The organism is Pseudoalteromonas sp. MBR-15, assembly GCF_053628915.1.
This window is the reverse complement of record NZ_JBRJHH010000010.1, coordinates 122,457-146,753: the sequence shown is the minus strand read 5'-3', so window position 1 is coordinate 146,753 and position 24,297 is coordinate 122,457. Positions and strand designations below refer to the sequence as shown.

The following is a 24,297-nucleotide window of genomic DNA, read 5'->3' as shown; positions in this document are numbered from 1 at the left end:
TAAAGGACTACACATGGGGTCGGTAATTTCACCCTTACGCGATAATATTATTTATGTTGGCGAATGGCAGCTAAACATATCATTGCAAACAATTAATGACGGCGTGCATGCTCGCGAACTAGAACCGCTGTTATTTAAGTTACTGTGCTATTTTATTGAACATAATGAACGTATTATTTCTCGCCAAGAGCTGGCGGACAACATTTGGCAGCAAAGCTACGTTGATGATAATGCCATCAATCGAGCGATATCGGAGCTTAGAAAAGCACTCAAATCAGAAAAGCAGCCTGGCCAAAGTATCAAAACACATTACCGTAAAGGGTATAGTTTATTTATTCCTGTCAGCTCAAATAAAACCGAGACAGTCACTACAGAACAGCAAAATCAACATGAATCTTCGAGTGAAGTCGCTGCCGCTGAATCATCTTCACACAGTCATCCCAAAAGAAATGTAAATTGGTCGTGGTCAATTCCCGCCATATTAATAGCAACGCTAATTTGTTTTTTCTGGTTTTTTTCAGATAAACCTGCGGCAAGTAGTGAAACCAGACAAACCATGCCTTTTCTAGCATTAGATGCTGACACTATTTCTTGGCATAAAGGCAGTTACTCTCACTTACTACTGCCCCCCGATAAAAGTAAGCTTGCTTATTTGCTCACACCTCCCAAGCAAAATGACATAATGAATATCTATGTAATGGACCTAAAAACCAAAAAAGAGTTTTTAGTTGACTCAGGTGACGCTTATATTCAGGGCTGGTCTGATGATGGTCTGCGCTTATTTTATGTCAAATGTAAACCCGGTGACTATAGTCAGTGCCAACAATGGCAGGCCAGTGACTTTTTTTCTGAAACAATCAAAAAATCCCCCCTGTCGTATCCTTATTCTTCAGGTGATAAGTTAACGCAATACACAGAAGTCGGGGATACCGCTATTTTTCGACGTAATCATTATCGTGGCTTAAGCCAATTATTTGCGCTTTACGCTTATGATAAAAAAACAGCAGAAGAAATCCGCATTACATCACCCAATATTACTGGCACAGGTGATTTTTTATTAACGACATTATCAAATCCTGAACGGATTATTTTTGAACGCCACAACACTGGCCAAGCAGAAATTTATATGGCAAACCTAGACGGTAGCTCCATGAAGCTGCTCACGACAAATAACTATAGATCATGGGCTGCCACGTATGATGAACCCAGTAATTCGCTCATTTGGTATAACCGTGCCAATTCGACTATTGAATCATTTTCGTTCGACTCAATGACCCGAGCCCACGCTATTAAAGCCCCCGTTAAAGACGCTAACTACGCTTACCCACTCAACAAAGAGTCTTTGTTAATAAGTACCGATCTGCATGATCTAGATGCCAGTGTTTTTGATTTAAAGACGCAAGAAATGAGCTACATAGCCACCGCTAATAAGCATGAAAATTCTGCTGTAGCGCTTGCAAATGGTGATATTTATTTTGCCGATACCTATTACGATAAGCGTGAACATTGGCTTAAAACCAATAACCAATATATCCCTATTTCTGATAGGGTTGGCACTGACAATATCATTGTTTCTGCCAATGAAAACAGCACGCGTTTATTGAGTTTCAATAAACACACGCATCAACTCTCACTATTAGATGCCACAGACTTTAAGACAATTAAGCAATGGCAAATACCAGGCCGAATTGTGCTCGCTAAAATACGTAAAAACCGCATTGCGATAATCTACGCCGATGCAACCACCTTACAAAATCAGTTAATGCTATTGAATACTGACAATACAGAAACAGTCATCAGCACGATTGATACGTCCCTTGCTATCGCTTGGCGTAATGATCATCAATTGATTGTGCATGCCAAACACACACAGTTTTTAGAACTTGATAGCCAAACTAATCGCTACCATGAATTACCTATGCCAGATAAGTTGACTGCAATAAAACCGTCAATAGTAACGATGGCGAGTAATGAGCAAACACTGTTTATCGCCACCTCTGCTGACATTTACAGTGCCGCTTTAGAGGAACTAACGGAAGTGAATACACTGATTAAAATGAAACCGTCTAACTATATTTTGCACCTCAACGCACAAAATGAAAAATTAGCGATTTCATTCGTAACCGCTAATAATCAAAACAGTATTGAGCTTTACACTGAGAAAAGACCCAGCAACTAGTTATTTTAATTGCGTTAATACACCTTGCTCGATATCAGCATACTCGTAAACACCGGTATCTAATACCCAGCCTGTAACCAACTTTGCAGGCGTGACATCAAAAGCAGGGTTATACACTGATGCATTCGTCGGTGCCCACTGTGCTTCACCAAAACTACCGCTCACACCACGTACTTCAGCGGGGCTTCGCTGTTCAATCTCAATATCATCACCACAGGCTGTTTGCGTATCAAGTGTTGTTAGCGGCGCAACCACGTAAAACGGAATATTATGAAAGTGAGCCAATACTGCCAAATTATACGTACCCACTTTATTAGCAAAGTCGCCGTTTGCAGCAATACGATCGGCACCTACAAAAATTTTATCGACCTTACCCGCAGCCATTAAGCTTGCTGCCATATTGTCGCAAATTAACGTGTAAGGTATTTGCCAGCGCTCAAGCTCAAATGCAGTTAATCGGCCCCCTTGCAATAATGGGCGTGTTTCATCAACCCAGACATGCAGATCTCCATGGCGCTGGTGAGCTTTATAAATCACACCTAACGCTGTGCCGACTCCCGCCGTAGCTAATGCTCCAGTATTACAATGAGTAAGAATATTATCGCCTTTAGCAACAAGCTCAGCACCACGCTGTGCCATGCTGTCACACAGCGCAATGTCTTCAAAAAATAACTGCTCAGCCGTGTCTACAACAGCCTCAACATATGCAGGTTGCATTAATGCCTCACGAAGCTGTGCCATACAGTGCATTAAATTCACAGCAGTCGGACGCGTTGCTTCTAATTCATCAATCGCTGAAGCAAGCTCTGCTTTACTCATACCTTGCTCTGCTAAATGAGCAACGAGTACGCTGGCACCTAAGCCAATTAAAGGGGCACCACGAATTTTTAAAGTCAAAATCAGTTCTTTCATCGTTTCAACATCATTGCATACATGCCAATGCTGTTGATGAGGCAATAAGTACTGATCAAGCACAGTTAAGGTATTTTGCTGATATTTAATACTACTCGCGATGAGATCTTGCATAGTGCATCCAGATTACTAATTTGATGAAAGGGTATTTTACATCAGTTTACACAACTAACAAGCTGGATGTATGGACATCTAAACGCTTACAGGTATAGAATGCCCAAAGTTAATAATATTTTGAGATAGAGCCATGGCTAATTACACTGCCTTCACTGCAGAGCATGCTGTTGATTACATTAAAAAACTTACCGAAAGTGAACTCAGTTCAGTGTTTACTCCTAACGCTGAGCTGTCAGCGTACGAGTTCGGCGACGGAAATCTAAACTTAGTTTTCCGGGTCACTGATCAACACAACAACAGTGTAATTTTAAAGCAAGCTTTACCCTATGCTCGCTGCGTGGGTGAGTCATGGCCGTTATCGTTAGACCGTGCGCGTATCGAGGCTGACGTCTTGATAAATCATGGTTCATTGTGCCCAGAGCACACCGTAGCCATTTTGCACCACAATGCTGAGCTTGCATTAACCGTGCTGGAAGACTTAGGTCACTTACAAATTTTACGTGGTGCACAAATAAATGCCGAGCAGTTCCCTAAATTAGCCAGTCATGTTGCCCAATATCTCAGTCGCACCGGTTTTTATAACTCCGACTTTTATCTTTCTGCCGACGATAAAAAAGCCAAAGTGAGCCAATTTATCAACCCAGATTTATGTAAGATCACTGAGGACCTCTTTTTCACTGACCCTTATATCGAGCACGAGCGCAATCACTTCCCGGCTGAACTCAATTCGTCAGTGCAACACATTCGTAATAACAACGCGCTAAAACTTGCCGCAGCGAAATTAAAAGCTAGGTTCTTATCGTGTCCGCAAACCTTGTTACACGGCGATATGCACAGCGGCAGTATTTTTGTTGATAACAACACAACCAAGATGATCGACCCAGAGTTTGGCTTTTTTGGCCCAGTTGGTTTCGATATCGGTTCATTTATGGGTAATTTATTACTTAATTACTGCGCGCAAAATGGCCGTATAGCTGAATTAGCAAAGCGTCGCCACTATCAAACGCATTTATTAACATGCTTACAAGACTGTTATAGCCAGTTTGAAGAGCAGTGGTTGAACTTAGCAAGTAATGAGACAACCGATGTAAGCTTTGCTAACCGCGCCTTTACAGAAGATTACTTAAAAAGCGTGTTGCATGATGCCATTGGTTATTGCGGTGCAGAACTTATTCGCCGTACGATTGGCCTTGCCCACGTTGCTGACATTGACGGCATTGAAAACGAGCAAGCACGCTTAGCTGTGCAGCAACAAACCTTAGTGTTAGGCGAACAATTGATGCTTAACGCAACAAGTTGCGAAAATAGAGATGAATTTTTTACCTTATTGATCAGCTTATTAAACTAGTTATTCAGCTACCCAATGAATAAGGCGCTTATCGCGCCTTATTGAATCTCATCATTATTTATTGTAATGCTCATACATTTTATCAAGCGGTTCTGACAACCCATTTTCTTGTACAACACGCACATGGTGGCGCGCAAGTTCTCGGGCGCTCGACACGCCACATGAATGAGCAATTAAGCCTGCACCGTAGTGAATAAACTTATTGTAATTTGCAACTCGCTGCGCTTTGTCTGTCACATCTAAGCCGCGTTGTAATCGCTCATTGTGCGTTGTAATACCGGTCGGGCAAGTATCTTTATTGCATTGTAATGCTTGAATACAGCCTAATGAAAACATATGCCCGCGCGCTGACACAATAAAATCAGCCCCCAAAGCCAATGCCCAAGCCACTTTCGACGGGACGATTAATTTACCCGATGCAATCACTTTTACCCGCTCTCTTAAACCATGTTTTTTCAACAAATCAACGACCAAAGGTAAGCTTTCTTTTAGAGGTAAACCAACAGAATCCATCAATGGCTGCGGGGCAGCCCCAGTGCCACCATCAGCACTATCAATGGTAATAAAGTCTGGTGCTGACTCAATACCGCGATTGTTAATTTCACTGAATAAGGTTTCAAGCCACGTATACTCACCGATTACTGCTTTAAATCCTGTGGGTTTTCCTGTCGTAGCTCTAACAGTTTCAATCATATCGAGTAAATCAGCAGGTTTTTTTATTTCTGGGTGCCCATTAGGGCTAATCGAATCATGTCCTTCTGGTATGCCACGGATTTTAGCGATTTCTGCGGTGACTTTTCGGCCCGGCAACATGCCACCTTTGCCCGGTTTTGCGCCTTGGCTCATTTTAATTTCGAACATTTTTACTTGCTCATGACCAGCAATCGCTTTGAGTTTTTCGAGGCTCAGTTTGCCCTGCTCATCTCTGACACCATATTTTGCCGTACCAATCTGAAATACAATATCGGCTCCTCCTTCCAGATGATAAGGACTCAACCCCCCTTCACCTGTATTCATCCAGCATCCCGCTAGTTTTGCGCCTCGAGATAAAGCGCGAACAGCCGGTTTTGAAAGTGCTCCAAAGCTCATGCCCGAAATATTAAATAATGCATTGGTAGAATAAGGTTTTTCACAATAGGGTCCCAAGGTGACATGACTAGGTTCGAGTGCCTCTTCATCGAGCGTCGGAAATGCACAGTTCATGAACATCACAGTGCCTGTGGCTTCTAAGCTTTGAGTGGAACCAAATGCCGTGGTACGGTCAACATTTTTTGCTGCTCGGTAGACCCAACTTCGATCGGCACGGTTAAACGGAAGCTCCTCTCTGTCCATCGCAAAAAAATACTGGCGAAAAAACTCACCTTGGCGTTCAAAAAAGTAACGAAAACGCCCTATCACAGGGTAATTACGACGAATAGCCTGTTTCGACTGCGTCACATCACTAATGTAAAAACAGATGATTACCAACAGCCCTATCCCTAACGCAAAGATAAACAAGCTGGCAAATACATCGATACTAAAAATTATAAAATCACTCATTCAAGACTCCTGTGTGATGATGACGTCCTTGCAAATCATATAAGCAGTTTAAAATACGCGCAACAAACAAAAAAGGCGTGTTTTAAACACGCCTTTTTTAATCAGCTCAATTGCTTAGGCTCGCTTTGCTAATTCAGCCTTAATATAAAGTTGAATTTGCTCTTCAAGCACCGACATCGGCACAGAACCATGACGTAATATTTGGTGATGGAATTCACGCACATCAAAATCTTGACCCAGTGCTTGTTCAGCTTCATGGCGCAAGCGTTTTATCGTTAATTCACCGATTTTGTAAGACAGCGCTTGTGCTGGCCATGAGATGTAGCGGTCGGTTTCTGTTTTTACATTATGCAGTGAAAGCGCCGTGTTTTCGCTCATGAACGTCATCGCACGCTCACGACTCCAACCATACATATGCATCCCCGTATCAACGACTAAACGTGCAGCTCGCCACATTTCGTAAGTTAATCGACCAAAATCACTGTATGGGTCTTGGTAAAAACCGGCTTCAATACCTAAAAATTCAGAATATAGCCCCCAACCTTCACCAAATGCCGACAAATACGCATTACGACGATAGCTTGGTAGCGATTCCAGCTCTGAATTTAATGAAATTTGTAAGTGATGTCCTGGCACAGCTTCGTGCAGAGTTAACGCTTCAAGTACATACAAAGGACGTTTATCAAGCGCATAAGTATTGACCCAGTAATAGCCCGCTTGGTCGTCACGACGTGATCCCGAATAACGCCCCGTGGTGTATTTAGGCGCAATGCTGGCTGGCACTGGTGCAACACCGTAAGGCATTCTTGGTAACGTATGGAATAGTTTAGGAAGCTGTGCGTCCATTTTTTTAGCAATGTAAGACGCTTCTTTTAATAATTCTTCGGGCGTTTTGGCATAAAACTGCGGATCTGTACGCAAAAAATGCACAAAGTCGGCAAAGCTGCCTTCAAAACCAACCTCTTTAATGATTTTATCCATTTCTGCACGGATACGCGCGACCTCTTGCAAACCCAATTCATGGATTTCTTTTGGCGTCATATCTGTTGTTGTGTAGTACTTCGCTCGGTTTTCATAAAATGCTTTGCCGTTAGGCGTACTCGAAATACCAATCTCTTTACGAGCACCCGGTTGGTATTCGTTATTAAAGAAAGTCAGGTAGCCTTGGTATGCAGGAATCACCTGTTCTTTTATAATCTTTTGTGCCTGTTGTTGACGCTGTAAAAATTCGCTCTCACTGAGCCCTGAAGTATTTTTTAAAAAGGGTTTATAAAACTCAGATTGTGTCGCATCATCAACTATATATGCTGTAATCGAATCTTGATAACCCTCTAAAACGGCTTGCGGTTGCGTTAATCCAACTTCAAGGCCCTTACGCATCCAGCCAATGTTTTGCTGAAAAAAGCGGGGAATTTGCTGCAGTTTGGCAAGATAAACGTCGTAATCTTTCGCTTTCGTGTAATCGGAGCTTGAGATCATAAATGAGAGGCTCGAATGAAAGCCATATTCAGACGTTAACGGCATGTAGTGGGTATTAAACACATATTCATCAACACTATTTTGTACTTGGCCACGTAAAATCGTTAAATTTATACGATTTTCTTCCGACAATTTATCGCGGTCGATGGCATCTAGCTCTGCAAGGAGTTCGGTATTTTTTTGGTATTTTTGTTCTAAAAACTCAGCAGATAAATTTGCTAATAAATAACCATTAACGCCGTTTTCTTTACCATAAGGGCTAATACTTTCACGGTAATTGACCACATTTTCTGCAACCTGATTAAACTGCTGATCTGCATCAACAGTGGTTACCTGGCACGCACTTAAAGTACACGCTAAAGCAATGGCTATTAAAGAACGGTTTAACGTTCGCGATAATGTTTGTTTCATAGGATTCTTATTCGTTTTAAACAATAGAGATAAAGTAGCGTAGCTCACACTAAAACCCAAGCAAATGCGACCAAGCAGCGGTTTAATACGCTCAAATTAACATCACTATAAATGCATGAATGAGCAGGCTTTAAGCAATTTTTAATTACACTTGTTAAAGTTGCTGAGAAAATCAGCTATTAGACCCAAACGAAACAAATTTAAGTTCCAAAATTAGCGATTTTGCTTTTAAATAGACAGATTACAGATTACTGTAATACCCATTCGCTTAATTAAGTGATCCATTTTGAGGTACGGCAAACGTTTCGTTAATGAGTTCAACTCAGCAACTTTTCTGCTTTGATACAGCCGTAAAACAGACGTTTTTAACACAATTAGCGTCAAGTTTTATCTCTCGTGATTACGTGTTATGCGGATTTATATAAGGTGCTTGGATGCAATTAAACCTTACGGAAGAGATGATTAATTGGTTGTTATGCGTATTTAGTGGTATTGAAAAAATGATGTTCCATGATTCCATGGCTATTGCTCAAGAAAAAATGACAAAGGTATGTATCTTTTTAGAACATCATGCATTACCGCCGTCACCACTTAATTACCAGGTTGTATATACATATGTCAGCCAGTCTAATCTAAAACTTAATGCCGCACTGGATCGCGCCATCGCGCAAAAAAAGCCGATCGACAGTATCTTTATAGAGCAACTGTATTTTGATTTTATGGAGCAAGGCCATAAAATGAAAACAGCGATTGTACGTAATGTTGATTCTGTTCTGGGCACACTAACGCGCAATGCAAACAATAATGAACAAAATATTGTTCGCTTTACTGAACAAATTAGTGATTGTGTACACGCCATTGACGAAAACAACTTAGAACAAACACGTCATGCGCTAAAAATGCTCAGTAAACAATCAGAACATTTACTGGCTCAACATCGCCAATTTAAACAAGAAATCGCAAAAGCCAAAGCACTACAAGACAAGACCCAAAAACAACTCACCCAACTTCGTAAACAGCACATCACCGATCAGCAAACTGGTTTGTATAAACGTCATTATTTAAATCAACAAACACAATTGTGGCTTGGTCAAAGAAAAGCGGTGTGCGCCATTGCGATTCAAATAGAAAACCTTGAGCACTTCATCAATAATTACGGTGATGTCATTGGCGAGGTGATCTTGAATAAGGTCGCCAAACAAGTGCAAAAATATGTCCTTGAAAGTGGTTTACCAGGGCGTACTGGCAAAGATGAATTTACTATTTTACTGGCTGATATTGAGCCTGAGACGGCTAATTTAATTGCTGAAAAAGTGCGTAATGGTGTTGAAAAGCTGCGCTTTATTAGTTCAAAGAATGGCACAAAACTACCCGCTATTCATCTTGCTTTAGGGATTGCTAAACATCAAGATGAAGACGACTTCAACAGCTTAGTCCGCAAAGCTTCGCTTGCTGCTGCGAAAGCAAAGTCACTAGGCCAAAGCAGTTTTATTGCCGGCCAATAAACCTGCGCTAAATCATAAAAGCCAATGCTAATCTGATGATTTAGTTATAATCAAATTGCACCCCACAGCTACAATCAAGTACACTAGTCTTTATTGCCACGATAGAGACAAATCATGAACGAGAATCAACAAAAGACCACGCATTTTGGCTATAAAACTGTTGCTGAAAACGACAAAGCATCTATGGTTGCAGATGTATTCCACTCAGTCGCTGCAAAATATGACGTTATGAATGATCTTATGTCGTTCGGTATTCATCGTTTATGGAAGCGTCAAACAATTGCCAGCTCTGGTGTTCGCAAAGGCCACTACGTATTAGACCTTGCAGGCGGTACTGGCGATTTAACGTCGAAGTTTAGCCAACTCGTCGGTGAAACAGGTCAAGTAATCTTGGGTGATATCAACTCTTCAATGCTAAAAGTCGGCCGTGAAAAGTTACGTAACCTAGGCCGAGTAGGCAATATTGAATACGTACAAATGAATGCTGAAGCGCTGCCGTTCCCTGATAACAGCTTTGATTTAATCACCATCGCATTTGGTCTTCGTAACGTAACTGACAAAGACAAAGCGCTGCGCTCAATGTACCGTATCCTTAAACCAGGTGGTCGTTTACTCGTTCTTGAATTTTCTAAACCAGAACATGAAGCGCTCAGCAAAGCGTACGATTTTTATTCATTCAATATTTTGCCAAAAATGGGGCAACTAGTTGCAAATGATAGCGAATCTTACCAGTACCTAGCCGAATCGATTCGTATGCACCCAGACCAAGAAACGCTGAAAAGCATGATGGAAGATGCTGGCTTCGAACACACTAGCTATCAAAACCTCACCGGCGGTATTGTCGCCTTACACCGTGGTTTTAAATACTAAAATTAAACAGATTAAGTAGGTAACGCGATGTTAGCAAATGCTCTGTTATCACTGGTAGAACGAATCATTAATCATGTTTTGCAGCTAGACTCGTCTCTAAAGGACAACCTAGCGGCTATTTCAGACAAGCAATTACTGATTGAGATCCGTGATTGGCAACAGCGCATTTTATGCGTTTACAGTGATGAGCAAATACACTTATATAGCACTGAAGAACATCACTTCGACTGCATGATCAGTGCTGATATTGACACTCTGCTCACGCTGAAAAATCCAGCAATGCTAACCCAGTTAATCCGCCAAGATAAATTAGATTTACAAGGCGATTTACACATAGCTCAAGGCTTTAGTAATGCCTTTGCTGCACTTAATATTGATTGGCCAGAGCATTTTTCACGTTATATTGGCGACGCACCAACACAGCAGCTATGGCTGTCTTTGCAAGCAATGAAACGTCACGGTGTGAACGTAAAAAATAAACTCGAAAATACACTGACCACCTTATGTCAAGACGAGCTTGCAGTGACAATTCACCCACTTGAACTGGCTGAGTTTAAGCAACAGAACCGCCAATTAAAGAACCAAGTGTCTCAACTCGAGATGCGAATAAACGCCTTATTAAAGTCATGCTAGTGCGCTAAGGATATTGTGTGTCAACTGCTCGTCTGTATTACATCACAAAAACATTACTGAGCTTCGGCTTAGACGAACTGATCCCACGTAAAAAAATACCTTGGTTTGCCACATTAGCGCGAGGCAGTTTATTTTGGTTACGCAATCAACATAAAGATAAACCTGCGGGGATGCGTTTACGCTTAGCCTTACAAGAGTTAGGGCCTGTGTGGATTAAGTTTGGGCAAATGCTCTCTACACGCCGCGATTTATTACCGCATGATATCGCGCTTGAACTGGCTTTGTTACAAGACCAAGTTGAGCCCTTCGAAGGAGAGCTTGCTCAGCAACTGATTGAAAAAGCGCTTGGTATAAATGACATTAGTGAGCTTTTTAATGACTTTTCGCAAACCCCTCTCGCGTCAGCATCCATTGCACAAGTGCATACGGCAACCTTGCTAGATGAGCATGGTGAAGAGCAAAATGTCGTTATTAAAGTTATTCGCCCTAATATTAAAGAGCAGATAGACGCCGACTTAATGCTGATGCAAAAGGTCGCTAAGCTCGTTGCAAAACTTTTAAAAGAAGCCAAACGTTTGCGCCCTATTGAGGTGGTAAATGAGTACAAGAAAACCTTACTAGATGAGCTCGACTTAATGCGCGAAGGCGCGAATGCCATTCAATTACGTCGCAACTTCGAGGGCTCAGATTCTCTCTATATTCCCTTTGTTTACAGCGATTATAGCCGCAGTAATGTCTTAGTTATGGAGCGTATTTATGGTATCCCTGTCTCTGATACCGAAGCGCTCCTTGCACAAAACACCAATATGCAATTACTCGCTGAACGCGGTGTCGAGGTCTTCTTTACACAAGTCTTCCGCGACAGCTTTTTCCATGCAGATATGCATCCGGGCAATATTTTTGTTTCTCGCGAGACGCCCCATAACCCTCAATATATTGGCATTGATTGCGGCATTGTCGGCACCTTAAATAGAGAAGATAAACGTTACCTTGCAGAAAACTTTATTGCCTTTTTTAATCGTGATTACCGCCAAGTAGCGCAGCTGCATGTTGATTCGGGGTGGGTCCCCGCAGATACCAGTATTGAAGAATTCGAGTTTGCGATTCGCACAGTATGTGAGCCCATTTTCAATAAACCACTGGCTGAGATTTCATTTGGTCACGTACTGGTTAATTTATTTAATACCGCACGTCGCTTTAATATGCAGGTTCAACCGCAATTGGTGTTATTACAGAAGACACTGTTATATGTTGAAGGCCTTGGCAGGCAACTTTATCCGCAGCTTGATCTGTGGAAAACCGCTAAGCCATTTTTAGAAGAGTGGGTTAAAGAACAAGTGGGTCCGCTTGCAGTAATGAAAAAAATGTACGCGAACTTACCATTCTGGGCTGAAAAAATGCCTGAATTACCCGATTTAATCTATCAAAACTTAAAGCGTCATCAACAATCTGTACAATTGCCGCAGCAGCCGTCGTCAAAACCTCTGCTCCTGAGCATTTTTGCGGGCAGTTGCTTTATTGTGTCGGGACTGTGTTATTTACAGGATGACCTAATTGCAGCAGGCATCACAACAGGACTTGCTGTGGTTGGTTTTATTGCAGCTTGGCGCAGCGCATAAACTAAGTGCTATTTATGTTTTGGTGAGTATAATCAAAACAAGTACATTCAATCAATTTGATAAAATATGGAGTAACCCATGCTTAGTGGTATCAGTATTTGGCAATTAGTCATTATCTTAGCAATTATTGTATTGTTATTTGGCACTAAAAAATTACGTGGCATTGGTGGCGACTTGGGCAGTGCAGTAAAAGGCTTTAAAAAAGCCGTGTCTGAAGACGATAAAACCAGCAGCAACAACGAGCAGATCGAGCAAGCGTCTAATACGCAAAGCAAAGAGACCGCAGAAAAAAGCAAAGACGACCATAAGGCTTAATCAATATGGGGATGTGGGAACTTGTTGTCGTACTGATTGTAGGCCTAATTGTCTTAGGGCCTGAGCGCTTGCCTGTCGCAATACGCACCGTTAGTCGCTGGATGAAAACGCTTAAGTCAGTTGCCAACTCAGTGAAAGCTGAAGTAAACGAAGAACTCCGTATCCATGAGCTTCATGAAAACTTAAAAAAAGCAGAGCAGCAAAACTTAAAAGAGTTATCACCTGAACTGCAAGACTCTGTGAACGAACTGCAAAAAGCAGCACAGTCTGTCACCCACAGCTACAAAAAAGACAACCAAGAAGAAACGAAAGTTGAAAACAGTGAAAAAAAATGAAATTAATTTTTCTTTTAGTTGTCCATTTTAGAGAGTATTTATAACACTATGACTGAGCAAGCTCATTCAGGCTTTGTGGGCCATTTAATTGAGTTACGAAATCGACTCATGAAAGCGCTCCTAAGCACTTTGCTGGTATTTATCGTCTTGATATTTTTTATGTACGATATTTATGATTTTATATCTGCACCCTTAGTATCAAACTTACCCAGTAACACAAGCATGATTGCTACAGATGTTACTTCTGTTGTTATAGTTCCGATTAAACTTACTCTGTTTTTAGCTTTTTTAATTGCCATACCCATGATATTGCACCAAGTTTGGGGGTTTATCGCACCCGGCTTGTATCAAAATGAGAAAAAAATGTTAGTACCCATTTTGATTTCAAGTGTGTTTTTATTTTATGGTGGGGTCAGCTTTTGTTATTTCGTCGTGCTGCCAATGATACTGGCTTTTTTCACTGCAGCAGGTCCCGAGATGATGACCTTAGCCCCTGACATAGGCAGCTATCTAAGCTTTGTTATTAAGCTTTTCTATGCATTTGGCATTGCTTTTGAAATACCGGTTGCCATTATGCTGTTATGCTGGAGCGGTGCGACAACCACTAAAAGCTTAAAAGAGAAACGCCCATATATCGTGGTCGGTGTGTTCGTGGTAGCCATGTTCTTAACCCCCCCCGATGTATTGTCACAAACATTATTAGCATTACCCATGCTGTTGTTATTTGAGTTAGGCTTAATTTTGGCTGCATTTTATACCGCCAAACCCCAACAGGAATCAGAGGAATAAATGAAAAAACAACTAATTCCCTTTATTGCACTACTTACAGTTGCAGGCACAACGCACGCTAACGAAATTAATATTCAAGCATTGCAAGCCTGTACTTTTGTTGAAAACGACTTTAATCGCTTGCTTTGTTACGACAACATTATGGCAGGTAAATCACTGACTAAACCTGCAGCAAACAAACAAATTGAAAAGCCTGTAACAAACGCCGCCGCAGTTGCGGCACCTGCTGTAGTTGCTTCATCAAACCAAGTTGTTAAGACAAAAAATGAAGATTTTGGTCTAGAGCACAAAGAAGCAGCAAAAGACAATGATGATGAGATTAGTGCCGTCGTTAAAAGCGTTGAAAAAGCCGCGTATGGCGAGCTCATCATCGAACTGAAAAATGGTCAACAATGGCGTCAAATTGGCTCAGATAGTTTACGTCTAAAAGCCAATGACACAGTCGTGATTGAGCGCGGTATTTTTAATTCATTTTTATTGAAAGTTGAAGGTCAAAACCGCTCAATTCGTGTTAAGCGCACAAACTAATGAGCACACGGCTTGTTGATGCTGGCGTCAACTTAAGCAATCATCAATTTGATGATCGTCACGCCGCTGTCATACAGCGAGCTGAGGCTGCGGGTGTAACGCAAATGCTATTGATTGGCTGTGATTTACAAAGCAGCCATGACTCATTACAGCTTGCAAAGCAATTTAATCTGCTGTGTACCGCCGGAGTTCATCCCCACGATGCGAAAACAGCCACTGAGGCACTTGAGAGTGAGCTAAGCGCACTTGTTAACCATGCACAGGTGGTTGCTATTGGTGAATGTGGGCTCGATTACAATCGCGATTTTTCTCCACGTGATGTACAACGAAGCGTTTTAAGAAGACAGCTGGCACTTGCTGAAACACTTAACATACCTGTTTATCTTCATGAGCGAGATGCCAGCGAAGATATGTTACAGATTCTAGCCGATTACAACGTACGTGGTGTATTACATTGCTTTACAGGTGATGCATCAGCATTACAAAATTACCTGGCGCTTGGGCTTTATATTGGCGTTACGGGCTGGGTGTGTGATGAACGCCGTGGTGAGCAACTACAGGCGCTTGTGCCCGACATTCCATTAGAACGTTTGCTTATTGAAACAGATGCCCCTTTTTTATTGCCAAGAACCATTAAGCCTAAACCTAAGTCTCGCCGGAACGAGCCACAGTATCTTACCTATGTATGCCAGCAAATTGCTGACTTAAAAGGCTGTGAATTTACTGAAGTGGCAAAACAAACTACACTAAACTTTCAGACATTATTTACCACAAAGGGTTAAAATGAAGCGCCTATGGTCACTATGTGGCGTACTCTTCGTTGTTTTATTCAGTCCTTATTTAAAGGCTAACCCTATCGCCGTTAGCTCGCACTTTAAGTCTCAACAAATCATAAATGTTGAGTACACGCTCGAGCCTATCACTCAGCAACAAGCATTTATCAGTAAAGATATCGACTGGCAAAAAAATCAAGCTGACACTCTTAACTTGGGCTTAAACCTGACACCTTTATGGCTAAAGGTATCGATAAAAAATACCTCCTTGAATGATCTCACCCTGATTCTCTCGGTCGATAACCCGCTTCTTGATGAAGTCAGTGTTTTTCATGTGCAAGGTAGGCACATTCTGTCAAAGACCAAAATTGGCGACGCACTGCCGCTTGCAAATCGGCAAATAAAGAATGAGTCCTTACTTGTTCCACTCATTTTGCCTAAAGCAAGTCATACGGAAGTATTTTTAAGAGTTGAGAATGAGGGCGGATTACGTGTCCCACTTAGTCTATGGGAGCCGTCTGAATACCTTAAATATAAAAGTAAATTTAACTTACTCTATGGATTATTAGTTGGTTTTATTCTTTCTTTGGCGATCACTAACCTCGTCCTGTACGGTTTTTCAAGACGCCGTTACTTTGCCTACACAGGTATTTTACTAACCTCATTATGGTTAACACTTGCTTATATATATGGTTTTGGGTATCGCTACTTACAACCGAGTGGTTTGACATTCCAGCAGTTGGCAATCCCGAGTCTATTTTTTATAAGTGGTGCGCTATTTGTTCCTATACAACGGTGTATTTTTAGCACTGATAATAAAACCCTGAGTCGCACCCAATATTGGTTAGCCTGGGCCATGATACTGATGACAGTATTAATGTGGTTTCTCCCTAAACATTTTGCACTCTCACTGTGTTTAATCAGCTTGCCTGTATTACTACTGGTGTTTTTCATCATTGCCATGAAGCAATTTAACCAGGCGTACAAGCAACCAAGCATTGCTTTCCTTATTGGCTTATCTGCATTTTTCTCTGCGATTATTTACAGTGGTTTAGGTGTCTTTAACCCATTTAATTTAAATATTGGTATGCTTTCTCTTACGTTTGTTTGCTTCTTAATTTGTAGTCTGAGCTTATGTTATGCCGTTATTAAATTATTCTTGATGCAACGTGATGCCGAAGTCGTGTCACAACAAAACGCATTAGCAGAGAGTAAAGCGCAAGACACCTTAATGCAGGAGCGCTTAGCCCTTCAAGAACAAGCTCGGCAAGATTTAGAGGCTAACATTGAAGAGCGAACATTTGAGCTGCAAGTTACCCTACGTGAGCTTGAAGACAAAAATCGTGAGCTTGAGCAGCTCAATATGGAAGATGCATTAACGAAAACGAAAAATCGCCGTTATTTCGATAAAAAATTAATAATGGATATTCGCCGCTCTCGCCGGGAACAAACCCCGCTTAGCGTCATTATGCTCGATATCGACCATTTTAAAGCGATTAATGACAATTTTGGCCACTTAACCGGTGACCAAACCATTCAAACGACTGCAAATATTATTAAAGAACACTTAAAGCGCCCTCTCGATGAAGTCGCCCGGTATGGTGGGGAAGAGTTTGTTGTACTCTTGCCTAACACCCCCCTTGAAGGTGCCCTAATAATTGCTGAACAAATACGCAAAGCCGCTGCTAACACTGATATAATAGTTGCCGGAACAACGATTAAATTTACACTCAGTGCCGGTGTTTTCAGCGCCGTTGCAGAAGACGTTAATAAACCAAGTTTATTCACAGACTATGCCGACAAAGCCCTTTATCACGCAAAGCAAACAGGCCGTAATCGCGTAGTAAGTTATCCTCTACCAGACTAGGAGTATAAAAGCATGGCCCAATCAGGACTCGATCTTTTCCCATATACACGTATGCGCCGTATGCGCCGTGATAGTTTCTCTCGACGCCTTATGGCTGAAAACCAACTAACCGTGAATGATCTTATTTTCCCTGTTTTTGTGTTAGAAGGTAAAAACCGCCGTGAAGCCATTGAATCAATGCCGGGGATTGAGCGCCTTTCTATCGATTTATTGCTAGAAGAAGCCAAAGAGCTTGTTGAATTAGGTGTACCCGCTGTCGCGATTTTTCCTGTTACACCGAGTGATAAAAAATCACTGCTCGCTGAAGAAGCTTACAACCCTGATGCACTTGCACAACGCACTGTGCGTGCACTAAAAGAAGCATTTCCAGAGCTGGGTGTAATCACTGATGTTGCACTCGATCCATTCACTGTGCATGGCCAAGACGGCATTATTGATGACGAAGGCTATGTGATTAACGATGTGACAACTGAAATACTCGTAAAACAAGCACTTTCACATGCCGAAGCCGGTGCTGATGTCGTCGCCCCATCTGACATGATGGATGGACGTATTGGCGCAATTCGAGAAGCATTAGAAGCGCAAGGCCATATCCATACTCGCATCATGGCGTATTCTGCTAAATACGCTTCAAGCTATTATGGACCATTCCGTGATGCGGTAGGCTCAGCAGGTAATTTAAAAGGTGCCGACAAAAAAACCTATCAAATGGATCCAGCAAATTCAGATGAAGCCTTGCGTGAAGTAGCGTTAGACCTACAAGAAGGTGCAGATATGGTGATGGTTAAACCTGGCATGCCATATTTAGATGTTGTACGTCGCGTGAAAGACGAGTTTGGCGTACCAACATTTGCGTATCAAGTGAGCGGTGAATATGCCATGCATAAAGCAGCCATTGATAATGGTTGGCTTGCAGAAGAGGCAATAATCATGGAATCTTTACTGGCCTTTAAACGTGCAGGTGCCGATGGCATCCTCACTTATTTTGCTAAACAAGCAGCAACGTGGTTAAAAAATAACTAACCTAAAGTAAATAGTCTAAAAAACAGTGATTATTTCACTTTTATTAACATTTTGTATTCAATTTGTCATAGATTTTCCTTAAAGTATTGTGTCCCAATTTGGGACTCTAATCATAAATACACGGGAAAATATAATGATAAATACTAAATTAACGCCGCTCGCGCTTGTCATTGCAAGCCTGAGCGCGCCTGCCTCAGCCAACTTAATCATCTCAGAATACGTTGAAGGAAGCGCCAACAACAAAGCTGTTGAGCTTTACAACACGTCAAGCACTGAGTTATCACTCGATGGTTACACTATCTCATTGTATTCAAATGGAAATGGTGACTTAGCCTCTCCTAATAACAGCCTCACCTTAAGCGGTACCCTTGCTGCAAATGGCACATATGTGATTGCTAATGCAGGCGCTAGTGCAGAATTAATAGCAAAAGCAGATACAGATTCAACCATTACCTACTTTAATGGTGATGATGCGTTGGTATTAAGCAAAGACGGAGCAATTGTTGATAGCTTTGGTCAACTCGGTGTTGATCCAGGTTCAGCGTGGTCTGAGGGGGGAGTAACAACAGTCAATAAAACACTCCGTCGTAAAACGACTGTAACCACTGGCCGTACCGATGCAACGGCAGTCTTTAACCCAAGCGAAGAGTGGGAACAATTCGATCAAGACGATTTCAGCAACTTAGGCCTATATGGTGACAGCAGTGAACCAACACCTGAGCCAGAACCAGTAACACCACTTGTGTGTGGCGCAGAAAAAACCTTAATCAGCGCCATTCAAGGTGAAGGGGGTGATAGCCCACTTATTAACACTGAAGTAGAAGTTGAAGGCGTAGTCACTGCTGACTTCCAAGGTGATGATCAACTTAAAGGTTTCTTCATCAGCTCACTTGCGGCTGATATCGATGCAAACCCACTTACCTCTGAAGGCGTATTCGTTTATTTCGCTGATACTGATGTGACTGTTGGTGACCACGTACGTGTTAAAGGCAGCGTGGCTGAATACTACAGCGCAACACAACTGGGTGATGTTAGCCAAGTAGAAATTTGTGCGACAGGTTTAACTACCGACGCTACGGCTATCACCTTGCCAGTTGCTGACGTTGCAGACCTTGAAGCTTACGAAGGTATGCTCGTTACCCTCTCTCAACCACTTGTCGTTAATAACAACTATGGCCTTGGCCGCTACGGCGAAGTTGACTTAGGTACTGAGCGTTTATACCAAGGCACGCAAGTTGCGCTCCCAGGTGATGCTGCGAATGCAATTGAAGCTGAAAACCTGAAGAAGCAAATCTTAATTGATGATGGTTCAACCAAACAAAACCGTGATCCAATTGCTTATCCTGGCACGGGCCTCGATGCTTATAATACTCTGCGTTTAGGCGATACAGTAAATTCTATCACCGGTGTAATGGGTTACAGCTTTGACCGTTACCGTATTCACCCGACTGTGCAACCTAGTTTTACAGCAACAAATCCACGTGCAGACGCTCCTGAGCTGGCCGAAGGCGCAGATTTACGTGTTGCTAGTTTCAATGTACTGAACTACTTCAATGGTGATGGCCAAGGTGCAGGTTTCCCTACTAGCCGCGGTGCAGACAGTGAAGAAGAGTTTATTCGTCAACAAGCGAAAATCGTCAGTGCAATCACTGCAATTCAGGCAGATGTGATTGGCTTAATGGAAATCGAAAACGATGGCTTTGGTGAAAATAGCGCTATCGCCAGCCTAGTCGCAGCACTCAATGATGAAGACATAAACAACAGTTATGCTTTTGTTGACTTTAACGTCCCACAAGTAGGCACTGACGCGATTACAACGGCAATTATCTATCGTGCAAATAAAGTAACCGAGGTTGGCACAGCCGCGCATACTACGGTTGCACCATTTGATTACAGTAATCGTCCGCCAATTGCACAAAGTTTTAAATCGCTAGAAACAGAAGAGGTTTTCACTGTTGCTGTTGCGCATTTAAAATCAAAAGGTGGCTGTGGCAGTGCCGAAGGCAATAATGCAGATTTAGGCGATGGCCAAGCATGTTGGAATGAAATTCGAGTTGCGGGTGCCAATGCCTATGCAGATTGGTTAGCCACTCATCCTACGGGTGTCGCAGATGACGATGTCATTTTGGTTGGCGATATGAACGCTTATGCCATGGAAGACCCTATCCGTGCATTTGCAGACAAAGGCCTTAAGAGTGCTGTTGCAGAGTTAGATGGTAACACATTAGGTTATTCTTATAGCTTCTCTGGTCGTATTGGTAGCCTTGATCATGCATTAGTATCTGAATCACTGCTTGGTAAAGTAGTTGCAGCGACAGATTGGCATATCAATGCCGATGAGCCAATTAGCTTAGACTATAATCTTGAATACAAGTCATCAACTCAACAAGCAAGCCTCTATGCAGACAATGCTTATCGAGCATCGGATCATGACCCAGTCATCATTGATATTAAATCAGAGCCAGCACCAGAGCCTATTCCTGAGCCACAAGCCCCAGTAATAAGCCCAGAGCAAGCTTTTGAAGTACTTGAAAATAGCGCGATTGGTACTGTCATTGGCCAACTTGAATTCAGCGATGCTGATGCTGAGTATACGCCTGTTGTAAAATTCATTGTTTCTGGTGAAAACGCAGATGCGATATCAATCGACGCACTCGGTCAAATCAGCCTTACGAAAGAACTTGATTATGAGTTCGAAAATAAACTAACACTTATGATCCGCGCTGAAGATAGCGCAGGTAACTTATCGGAAGCGCAACTACTTTACATCAATGTGAAAAATGATGAAGCTGACGATGAAGATGAAGATAAAGACGATTCTGGCTCATTTGGCTGGCTGAGTTTACTTGCTTTACCTTTCGTGGCTGTACGCCGCCGCTTTAAAGCATAAACATTAAAAAGGCCGCAATTGCGGCCTTTATTCATCCTGCGATTTAAGCCTTACACTCTACATGTGCCTTAAATGTACTAGAGCCTTTGTTTACTTTATACAACTTCGTAATTGCTAATTGCTGCTCTTCATTAATTTGCCAATTACTAAAATGGTATTTTTCACCATTCTCAAGGCTAATCTTAAACACCGTAAGAAAGGCCACTTTCTTAAACTCAATGGCTTTAATCTCTTCAGCATTTATATAACGCTTACCAAAACCACGAGAATAGCAAATGCCTGCTTTGTAGCAGTGTAAAAAACGGATCTGCAAAAAGTTTAATACCGTGATAAACAGTAAAACTGGCAAAATAAACATCAGTAATGACGTACCAATAATGTTAACACTAAATGCAACAAGACTAGCCAGCACTAACTTGCTTCCCTGTACGGTCCAATTTGGACTTAACTTAATCGTTTTCATGAGAATATATCTTTAATTTTTAATAAAAATAAGCAGGACTTTTAATACAAAATGATTAACTAATCATTCGCAAGGCAATTCTACACCGTTCAAAAAAGGTACACAAGGTACAAAATAAGACTTTTAGACTAGAACAAAATGATTAATTCACAACTTACTAAAAAGCATAGCTTTTTAGATTAAAAATAAATTTGTACAAAAATCATGCACATCAAACCACTTAGTACTTATTTGGTAATTATGAAAATAAAACCAATACTAAAAACCGTGATCATATTGGGAACATTAATAAAGAAGTACTGAATAGAAGATTAATTTAGATGTGTTATTTGTAATCGAGCTTGGCGGGCAATAAAAAACCCGCAACAAGTGCGGGTTTTTTTAAGAAGTTAAAAGGCTAATTACTTAGCAGCTTTTTTCTCTTTTTCTGCAGCGATTACAGTTTCAGCTACGTTTTGTGGACATGGTGCGTAGTGTGAGAACTCCATAGAGAACTGACCACGACCAGACGTAATAGTACGTAAGTGACCGATGTAACCGAACATTTCAGAAAGTGGTACTTCACCCTTGATGCGAACGCCCATTGCGCCTGCTTCTTGGTCTTTGATCATACCACGACGACGGTTAAGGTCACCGATTACGTCACCTACGTTGTCTTCTGGTGTGAACACGTCAACTTTCATGATTGGCTCAAGAAGTTGTGCACCCGCTTTAGGGATAGACTGACGGAAAGCGCCTTTAGCAGCGATTTCGAACGCGATTGCTGATGAGTCAACTGCGTGGAAAGCACCGTCGAAAAGTTCTACTTCAACGTCTAATACTGGGAAGCCAGCTAGAACACCTTCATCCATCATAGACTTAAAGCCTTTCTCAACTGCAGGCCAGAATTCCTTAGGAACGTTACCACCAACAACTGAAGACGTGAATGTGAAACCTGAGTTAGCTTCACCTGGCTTGATGCGGTAATCAATTTTACCGAATTGACCAGAACCACCAGATTGTTTCTTGTGCGTGTAGCTATCTTCGATTTCTTTCGTGATAGTTTCACGGTAAGCAACCTGAGGTTGACCAACAACTAGGTCTACGCCGTAAGTACGCTTAAGGATATCTACTTTGATATCTAAGTGAAGCTCACCCATACCTTTAAGGATTGTTTCGCCTGAATCTTCGTCAGTTTCAACTTGGAATGAAGGATCTTCTGCAACCATCTTACCGATCGCGATACCCATCTTCTCGTTACCGCCTTTGTCTTTAGGCGCAACAGCGATTGAGATAACTGGATCAGGGAAGATCATCGCTTCAAGTGTACATTCGTGCTTAGGATCACAAAGCGTGTGACCAGTTTGAACGTTCTTCATACCAACAACAGCGATGATGTCACCCGCTTGCGCTTCAGAGATCTCGTTACGGTCGTTAGCTTGCATCTCAACCATACGGCCGATACGCTCAGTTTTACCTGTTGCTGAGTTAAGTACTGTGTCACCTTTTTTCATACGACCTGAGTAGATACGGATGAATGTAAGTGCACCGAAACGGTCGTCCATGATTTTGAACGCTAGCGCTTTAAGTGGCTCATCAGCAGAAACTGTTGCTACTTCACCTGTCGCTTCACCTGTTTCTGGATCAGTTAGAGGCTGTGGATCAACTTCTGTAGGCGCAGGTAGGTAATCTACAACCGCGTCTAGTACTAATTGCATACCTTTGTTTTTGAATGCAGAACCACAGAACGTTGGGAAGAACGCAAGATCACGAGTACCTTTACGGATACAACGCTTGATTTCTTCTAATGAAGGCATTTCACCTTCCATGTACGCTTCCATTAGCTCATCGTCTTGCTCAACAGCAGACTCGATTAGCATCTCATGGTATTCATCAACTTTGTCTACCATGTCAGCTGGAACGTCTTGTACTTCGTAGTTTTCAGGAAGACCTGTCTCGTCCCAAACGTATGCTTTTTTCTCAAGTACGTCTACAACACCACAGAATTGGTCTTCGATACCGATTGGTAAAGTCATAACTAGTGGGTTAGCACCAAGTACTTTTTCTACTTGACCAACTACGCGGTAGAAGTCAGCACCCATACGGTCTAGTTTGTTTACGAAGATTACACGTGCAACTTCTGATTCGTTCGCATAACGCCAGTTAGTTTCTGACTGTGGCTCAACACCACCAGAACCACAGAATACACCGATACCACCGTCTAGTACTTTAAGTGAACGGTATACTTCTACTGTGAAGTCAACGTGTCCCGGAGTATCGATAACGTTTAAGCGGTGGCCTTTCCACTCACAAGTTACAGCTGCTGATTGGATTGTAATACCGCGCTCAGCTTCTTGTTCCATGAAGTCAGTAGTAGACTCACCGTCGTGTACCTCACCAGTCTTATGAATTTTACCCGTAAGCTTAAGGATACGCTCAGTGGTGGTAGTTTTACCCGCGTCAACGTGGGCGAAAATACCAATATTTCTGTACTTCGATAAATCTGCCATTATTTTACTCTTAATAAAGTCGAAAAATTATTCGGCGGGAGTATAGCATTACTTAAAGCGAACATCACCATAGAAGTCGCTTAAAATGCAATCAATTTTATAAAATTTTTATATGCAAAGGATAAGCGGCACTTTTTAAAGTGCCGTTAAAGTGATGTTAAGGTGCCAAGGAGTCATTTTATGTCTCCAAAAATAAAAAGAGATTCGAAATAA

Annotated in this window: 19 protein-coding genes; 14 read left to right on the top strand and 5 right to left on the bottom strand. The window is 41.9% G+C overall.

Going from position 1 to position 24,297, the window contains the following annotated elements; translation table 11 throughout:
• Nucleotides 1–13: 13 nt before the first annotated feature.
• Nucleotides 14–2,179, top strand: a complete 2,166-nt coding sequence (locus tag ACSSVW_RS14535) for a winged helix-turn-helix domain-containing protein (RefSeq protein ID WP_454179561.1) — start codon at nt 14–16, stop codon at nt 2,177–2,179.
• On the opposite strand, the gene mtnA is transcribed toward ACSSVW_RS14535, so the two are convergent.
• Nucleotides 2,180–3,205: an S-methyl-5-thioribose-1-phosphate isomerase gene (gene mtnA / locus ACSSVW_RS14530; protein ID WP_180311231.1), complete on the bottom strand. Its 1,026-nt coding sequence runs from the start codon at nt 3,203–3,205 to the stop codon at nt 2,180–2,182.
• A gap of 133 nt (nt 3,206–3,338) precedes the next feature.
• On the opposite strand from mtnA, the gene mtnK reads away from it, so the two are divergent.
• Nucleotides 3,339–4,556: an S-methyl-5-thioribose kinase gene (mtnK, locus tag ACSSVW_RS14525; protein WP_454179560.1), complete on the top strand. Its 1,218-nt coding sequence runs from the start codon at nt 3,339–3,341 to the stop codon at nt 4,554–4,556.
• Between the two features lie 54 nt (nt 4,557–4,610).
• Here the strand turns inward: mtnK and ACSSVW_RS14520 are convergent, their stop codons facing one another.
• Both ACSSVW_RS14520 and ACSSVW_RS14515 read right to left on the bottom strand, forming a co-directional pair.
• Nucleotides 4,611–6,095 carry an FMN-binding glutamate synthase family protein gene (locus tag ACSSVW_RS14520; RefSeq protein WP_036973527.1) on the bottom strand — a complete coding sequence of 495 codons (1,485 nt, stop codon included), beginning with the start codon at nt 6,093–6,095 and terminating at the stop codon, nt 4,611–4,613.
• Between the two features lie 114 nt (nt 6,096–6,209).
• Nucleotides 6,210–7,985 (bottom strand): DUF885 domain-containing protein, encoded by a 1,776-nt coding sequence (locus ACSSVW_RS14515; protein ID WP_421419053.1) that lies wholly within the window; start codon nt 7,983–7,985, stop codon nt 6,210–6,212.
• Between the two features lie 518 nt (nt 7,986–8,503).
• On the opposite strand from ACSSVW_RS14515, the gene ACSSVW_RS14510 reads away from it, so the two are divergent.
• The 12 genes from ACSSVW_RS14510 to ACSSVW_RS14455 all read left to right on the top strand — a co-directional run bounded on the left by ACSSVW_RS14510 (nt 8,504) and on the right by ACSSVW_RS14455 (nt 21,132).
• Nucleotides 8,504–9,490: a GGDEF domain-containing protein gene (locus ACSSVW_RS14510; protein WP_036973756.1), complete on the top strand. Its 987-nt coding sequence runs from the start codon at nt 8,504–8,506 to the stop codon at nt 9,488–9,490.
• 114 nt (nt 9,491–9,604) lie between these two features.
• Nucleotides 9,605–10,360 carry a bifunctional demethylmenaquinone methyltransferase/2-methoxy-6-polyprenyl-1,4-benzoquinol methylase UbiE gene (gene ubiE, locus ACSSVW_RS14505; RefSeq protein ID WP_036973531.1) on the top strand — a complete coding sequence of 252 codons (756 nt, stop codon included), beginning with the start codon at nt 9,605–9,607 and terminating at the stop codon, nt 10,358–10,360.
• 27 nt (nt 10,361–10,387) lie between these two features.
• Nucleotides 10,388–10,993, top strand: coding sequence for a ubiquinone biosynthesis accessory factor UbiJ (locus ACSSVW_RS14500; protein WP_454179559.1), 606 nt, complete (start codon nt 10,388–10,390; stop codon nt 10,991–10,993).
• Between the two features lie 17 nt (nt 10,994–11,010).
• On the top strand, nt 11,011–12,612 hold the full coding sequence (ubiB, locus tag ACSSVW_RS14495; protein WP_421419055.1) for a ubiquinone biosynthesis regulatory protein kinase UbiB: 1,602 nt from the start codon (nt 11,011–11,013) through the stop codon (nt 12,610–12,612).
• A gap of 78 nt (nt 12,613–12,690) precedes the next feature.
• Entirely contained in the window at nt 12,691–12,927 is a 237-nt protein-coding gene (tatA, locus tag ACSSVW_RS14490) for a twin-arginine translocase TatA/TatE family subunit (RefSeq protein ID WP_454179558.1), read from the top strand.
• Between the two features lie 5 nt (nt 12,928–12,932).
• Nucleotides 12,933–13,262, top strand: a complete 330-nt coding sequence (gene tatB, locus ACSSVW_RS14485) for a Sec-independent protein translocase protein TatB (RefSeq protein ID WP_036973537.1) — start codon at nt 12,933–12,935, stop codon at nt 13,260–13,262.
• A 48-nt stretch (nt 13,263–13,310) separates the two neighbouring features.
• The gene (gene tatC, locus ACSSVW_RS14480) at nt 13,311–14,051 is read left to right on the top strand and encodes a twin-arginine translocase subunit TatC (RefSeq protein ID WP_036973540.1); all 741 of its coding nucleotides are present in this window, start codon (nt 13,311–13,313) and stop codon (nt 14,049–14,051) included.
• Complete coding sequence (locus tag ACSSVW_RS14475; RefSeq protein WP_421419056.1) at nt 14,052–14,579, top strand: hypothetical protein; 528 nt, start codon at nt 14,052–14,054, stop codon at nt 14,577–14,579.
• Nucleotides 14,579–15,361, top strand: a complete 783-nt coding sequence (locus ACSSVW_RS14470; RefSeq protein WP_421419058.1) for a TatD family hydrolase — start codon at nt 14,579–14,581, stop codon at nt 15,359–15,361. Before ACSSVW_RS14475 ends, ACSSVW_RS14470 begins: the two co-directional genes overlap by 1 nt.
• A gap of 1 nt (nt 15,362) precedes the next feature.
• Nucleotides 15,363–17,219, top strand: a complete 1,857-nt coding sequence (locus ACSSVW_RS14465) for a sensor domain-containing diguanylate cyclase (protein WP_421419059.1) — start codon at nt 15,363–15,365, stop codon at nt 17,217–17,219.
• Nucleotides 17,220–17,231: 12 nt separating this feature from the next.
• Complete coding sequence (gene hemB, locus ACSSVW_RS14460; protein WP_421419060.1) at nt 17,232–18,242, top strand: porphobilinogen synthase; 1,011 nt, start codon at nt 17,232–17,234, stop codon at nt 18,240–18,242.
• Nucleotides 18,243–18,375: 133 nt separating this feature from the next.
• Entirely contained in the window at nt 18,376–21,132 is a 2,757-nt protein-coding gene (locus tag ACSSVW_RS14455; protein WP_454179557.1) for an ExeM/NucH family extracellular endonuclease, read from the top strand.
• 43 nt (nt 21,133–21,175) lie between these two features.
• On the opposite strand, the gene ACSSVW_RS14450 is transcribed toward ACSSVW_RS14455, so the two are convergent.
• Both ACSSVW_RS14450 and fusA read right to left on the bottom strand, forming a co-directional pair.
• Nucleotides 21,176–21,595, bottom strand: a complete 420-nt coding sequence (locus tag ACSSVW_RS14450) for a hypothetical protein (RefSeq protein WP_036973553.1) — start codon at nt 21,593–21,595, stop codon at nt 21,176–21,178.
• 401 nt (nt 21,596–21,996) lie between these two features.
• Nucleotides 21,997–24,084, bottom strand: a complete 2,088-nt coding sequence (gene fusA / locus ACSSVW_RS14445; RefSeq protein ID WP_454179556.1) for an elongation factor G — start codon at nt 24,082–24,084, stop codon at nt 21,997–21,999.
• Nucleotides 24,085–24,297: the final 213 nt, after the last annotated feature.

Bases quoted from the DNA above. Each gene is read 5' to 3' on its own strand.
- tatA (WP_454179558.1), top strand. From the start codon at position 12,691: ATGCTTAGTGGTATCAGTATTTGGCAATTAGTCATTATCTTAGCAATT.
- ACSSVW_RS14475 (WP_421419056.1), top strand. From the start codon at position 14,052: ATGAAAAAACAACTAATTCCCTTTATTGCACTACTTACAGTTGCAGGC.
- ACSSVW_RS14500 (WP_454179559.1), top strand. From the start codon at position 10,388: ATGTTAGCAAATGCTCTGTTATCACTGGTAGAACGAATCATTAATCAT.
- ACSSVW_RS14455 (WP_454179557.1), top strand. From the start codon at position 18,376: ATGATAAATACTAAATTAACGCCGCTCGCGCTTGTCATTGCAAGCCTG.
- ACSSVW_RS14465 (WP_421419059.1), top strand. From the start codon at position 15,363: ATGAAGCGCCTATGGTCACTATGTGGCGTACTCTTCGTTGTTTTATTC.
- ACSSVW_RS14535 (WP_454179561.1), top strand. From the start codon at position 14: ATGGGGTCGGTAATTTCACCCTTACGCGATAATATTATTTATGTTGGC.
- ACSSVW_RS14470 (WP_421419058.1), top strand. From the start codon at position 14,579: ATGAGCACACGGCTTGTTGATGCTGGCGTCAACTTAAGCAATCATCAA.
- fusA (WP_454179556.1), bottom strand. From the start codon at position 24,084: ATGGCAGATTTATCGAAGTACAGAAATATTGGTATTTTCGCCCACGTT.
- tatC (WP_036973540.1), top strand. From the start codon at position 13,311: ATGACTGAGCAAGCTCATTCAGGCTTTGTGGGCCATTTAATTGAGTTA.
- mtnK (WP_454179560.1), top strand. From the start codon at position 3,339: ATGGCTAATTACACTGCCTTCACTGCAGAGCATGCTGTTGATTACATT.
- tatB (WP_036973537.1), top strand. From the start codon at position 12,933: ATGGGGATGTGGGAACTTGTTGTCGTACTGATTGTAGGCCTAATTGTC.
- ACSSVW_RS14515 (WP_421419053.1), bottom strand. From the start codon at position 7,985: ATGAAACAAACATTATCGCGAACGTTAAACCGTTCTTTAATAGCCATT.
- ACSSVW_RS14520 (WP_036973527.1), bottom strand. From the start codon at position 6,095: ATGAGTGATTTTATAATTTTTAGTATCGATGTATTTGCCAGCTTGTTT.
- mtnA (WP_180311231.1), bottom strand. From the start codon at position 3,205: ATGCAAGATCTCATCGCGAGTAGTATTAAATATCAGCAAAATACCTTA.
- hemB (WP_421419060.1), top strand. From the start codon at position 17,232: ATGGCCCAATCAGGACTCGATCTTTTCCCATATACACGTATGCGCCGT.
- ACSSVW_RS14510 (WP_036973756.1), top strand. From the start codon at position 8,504: ATGGCTATTGCTCAAGAAAAAATGACAAAGGTATGTATCTTTTTAGAA.
- ACSSVW_RS14450 (WP_036973553.1), bottom strand. From the start codon at position 21,595: ATGAAAACGATTAAGTTAAGTCCAAATTGGACCGTACAGGGAAGCAAG.
- ubiE (WP_036973531.1), top strand. From the start codon at position 9,605: ATGAACGAGAATCAACAAAAGACCACGCATTTTGGCTATAAAACTGTT.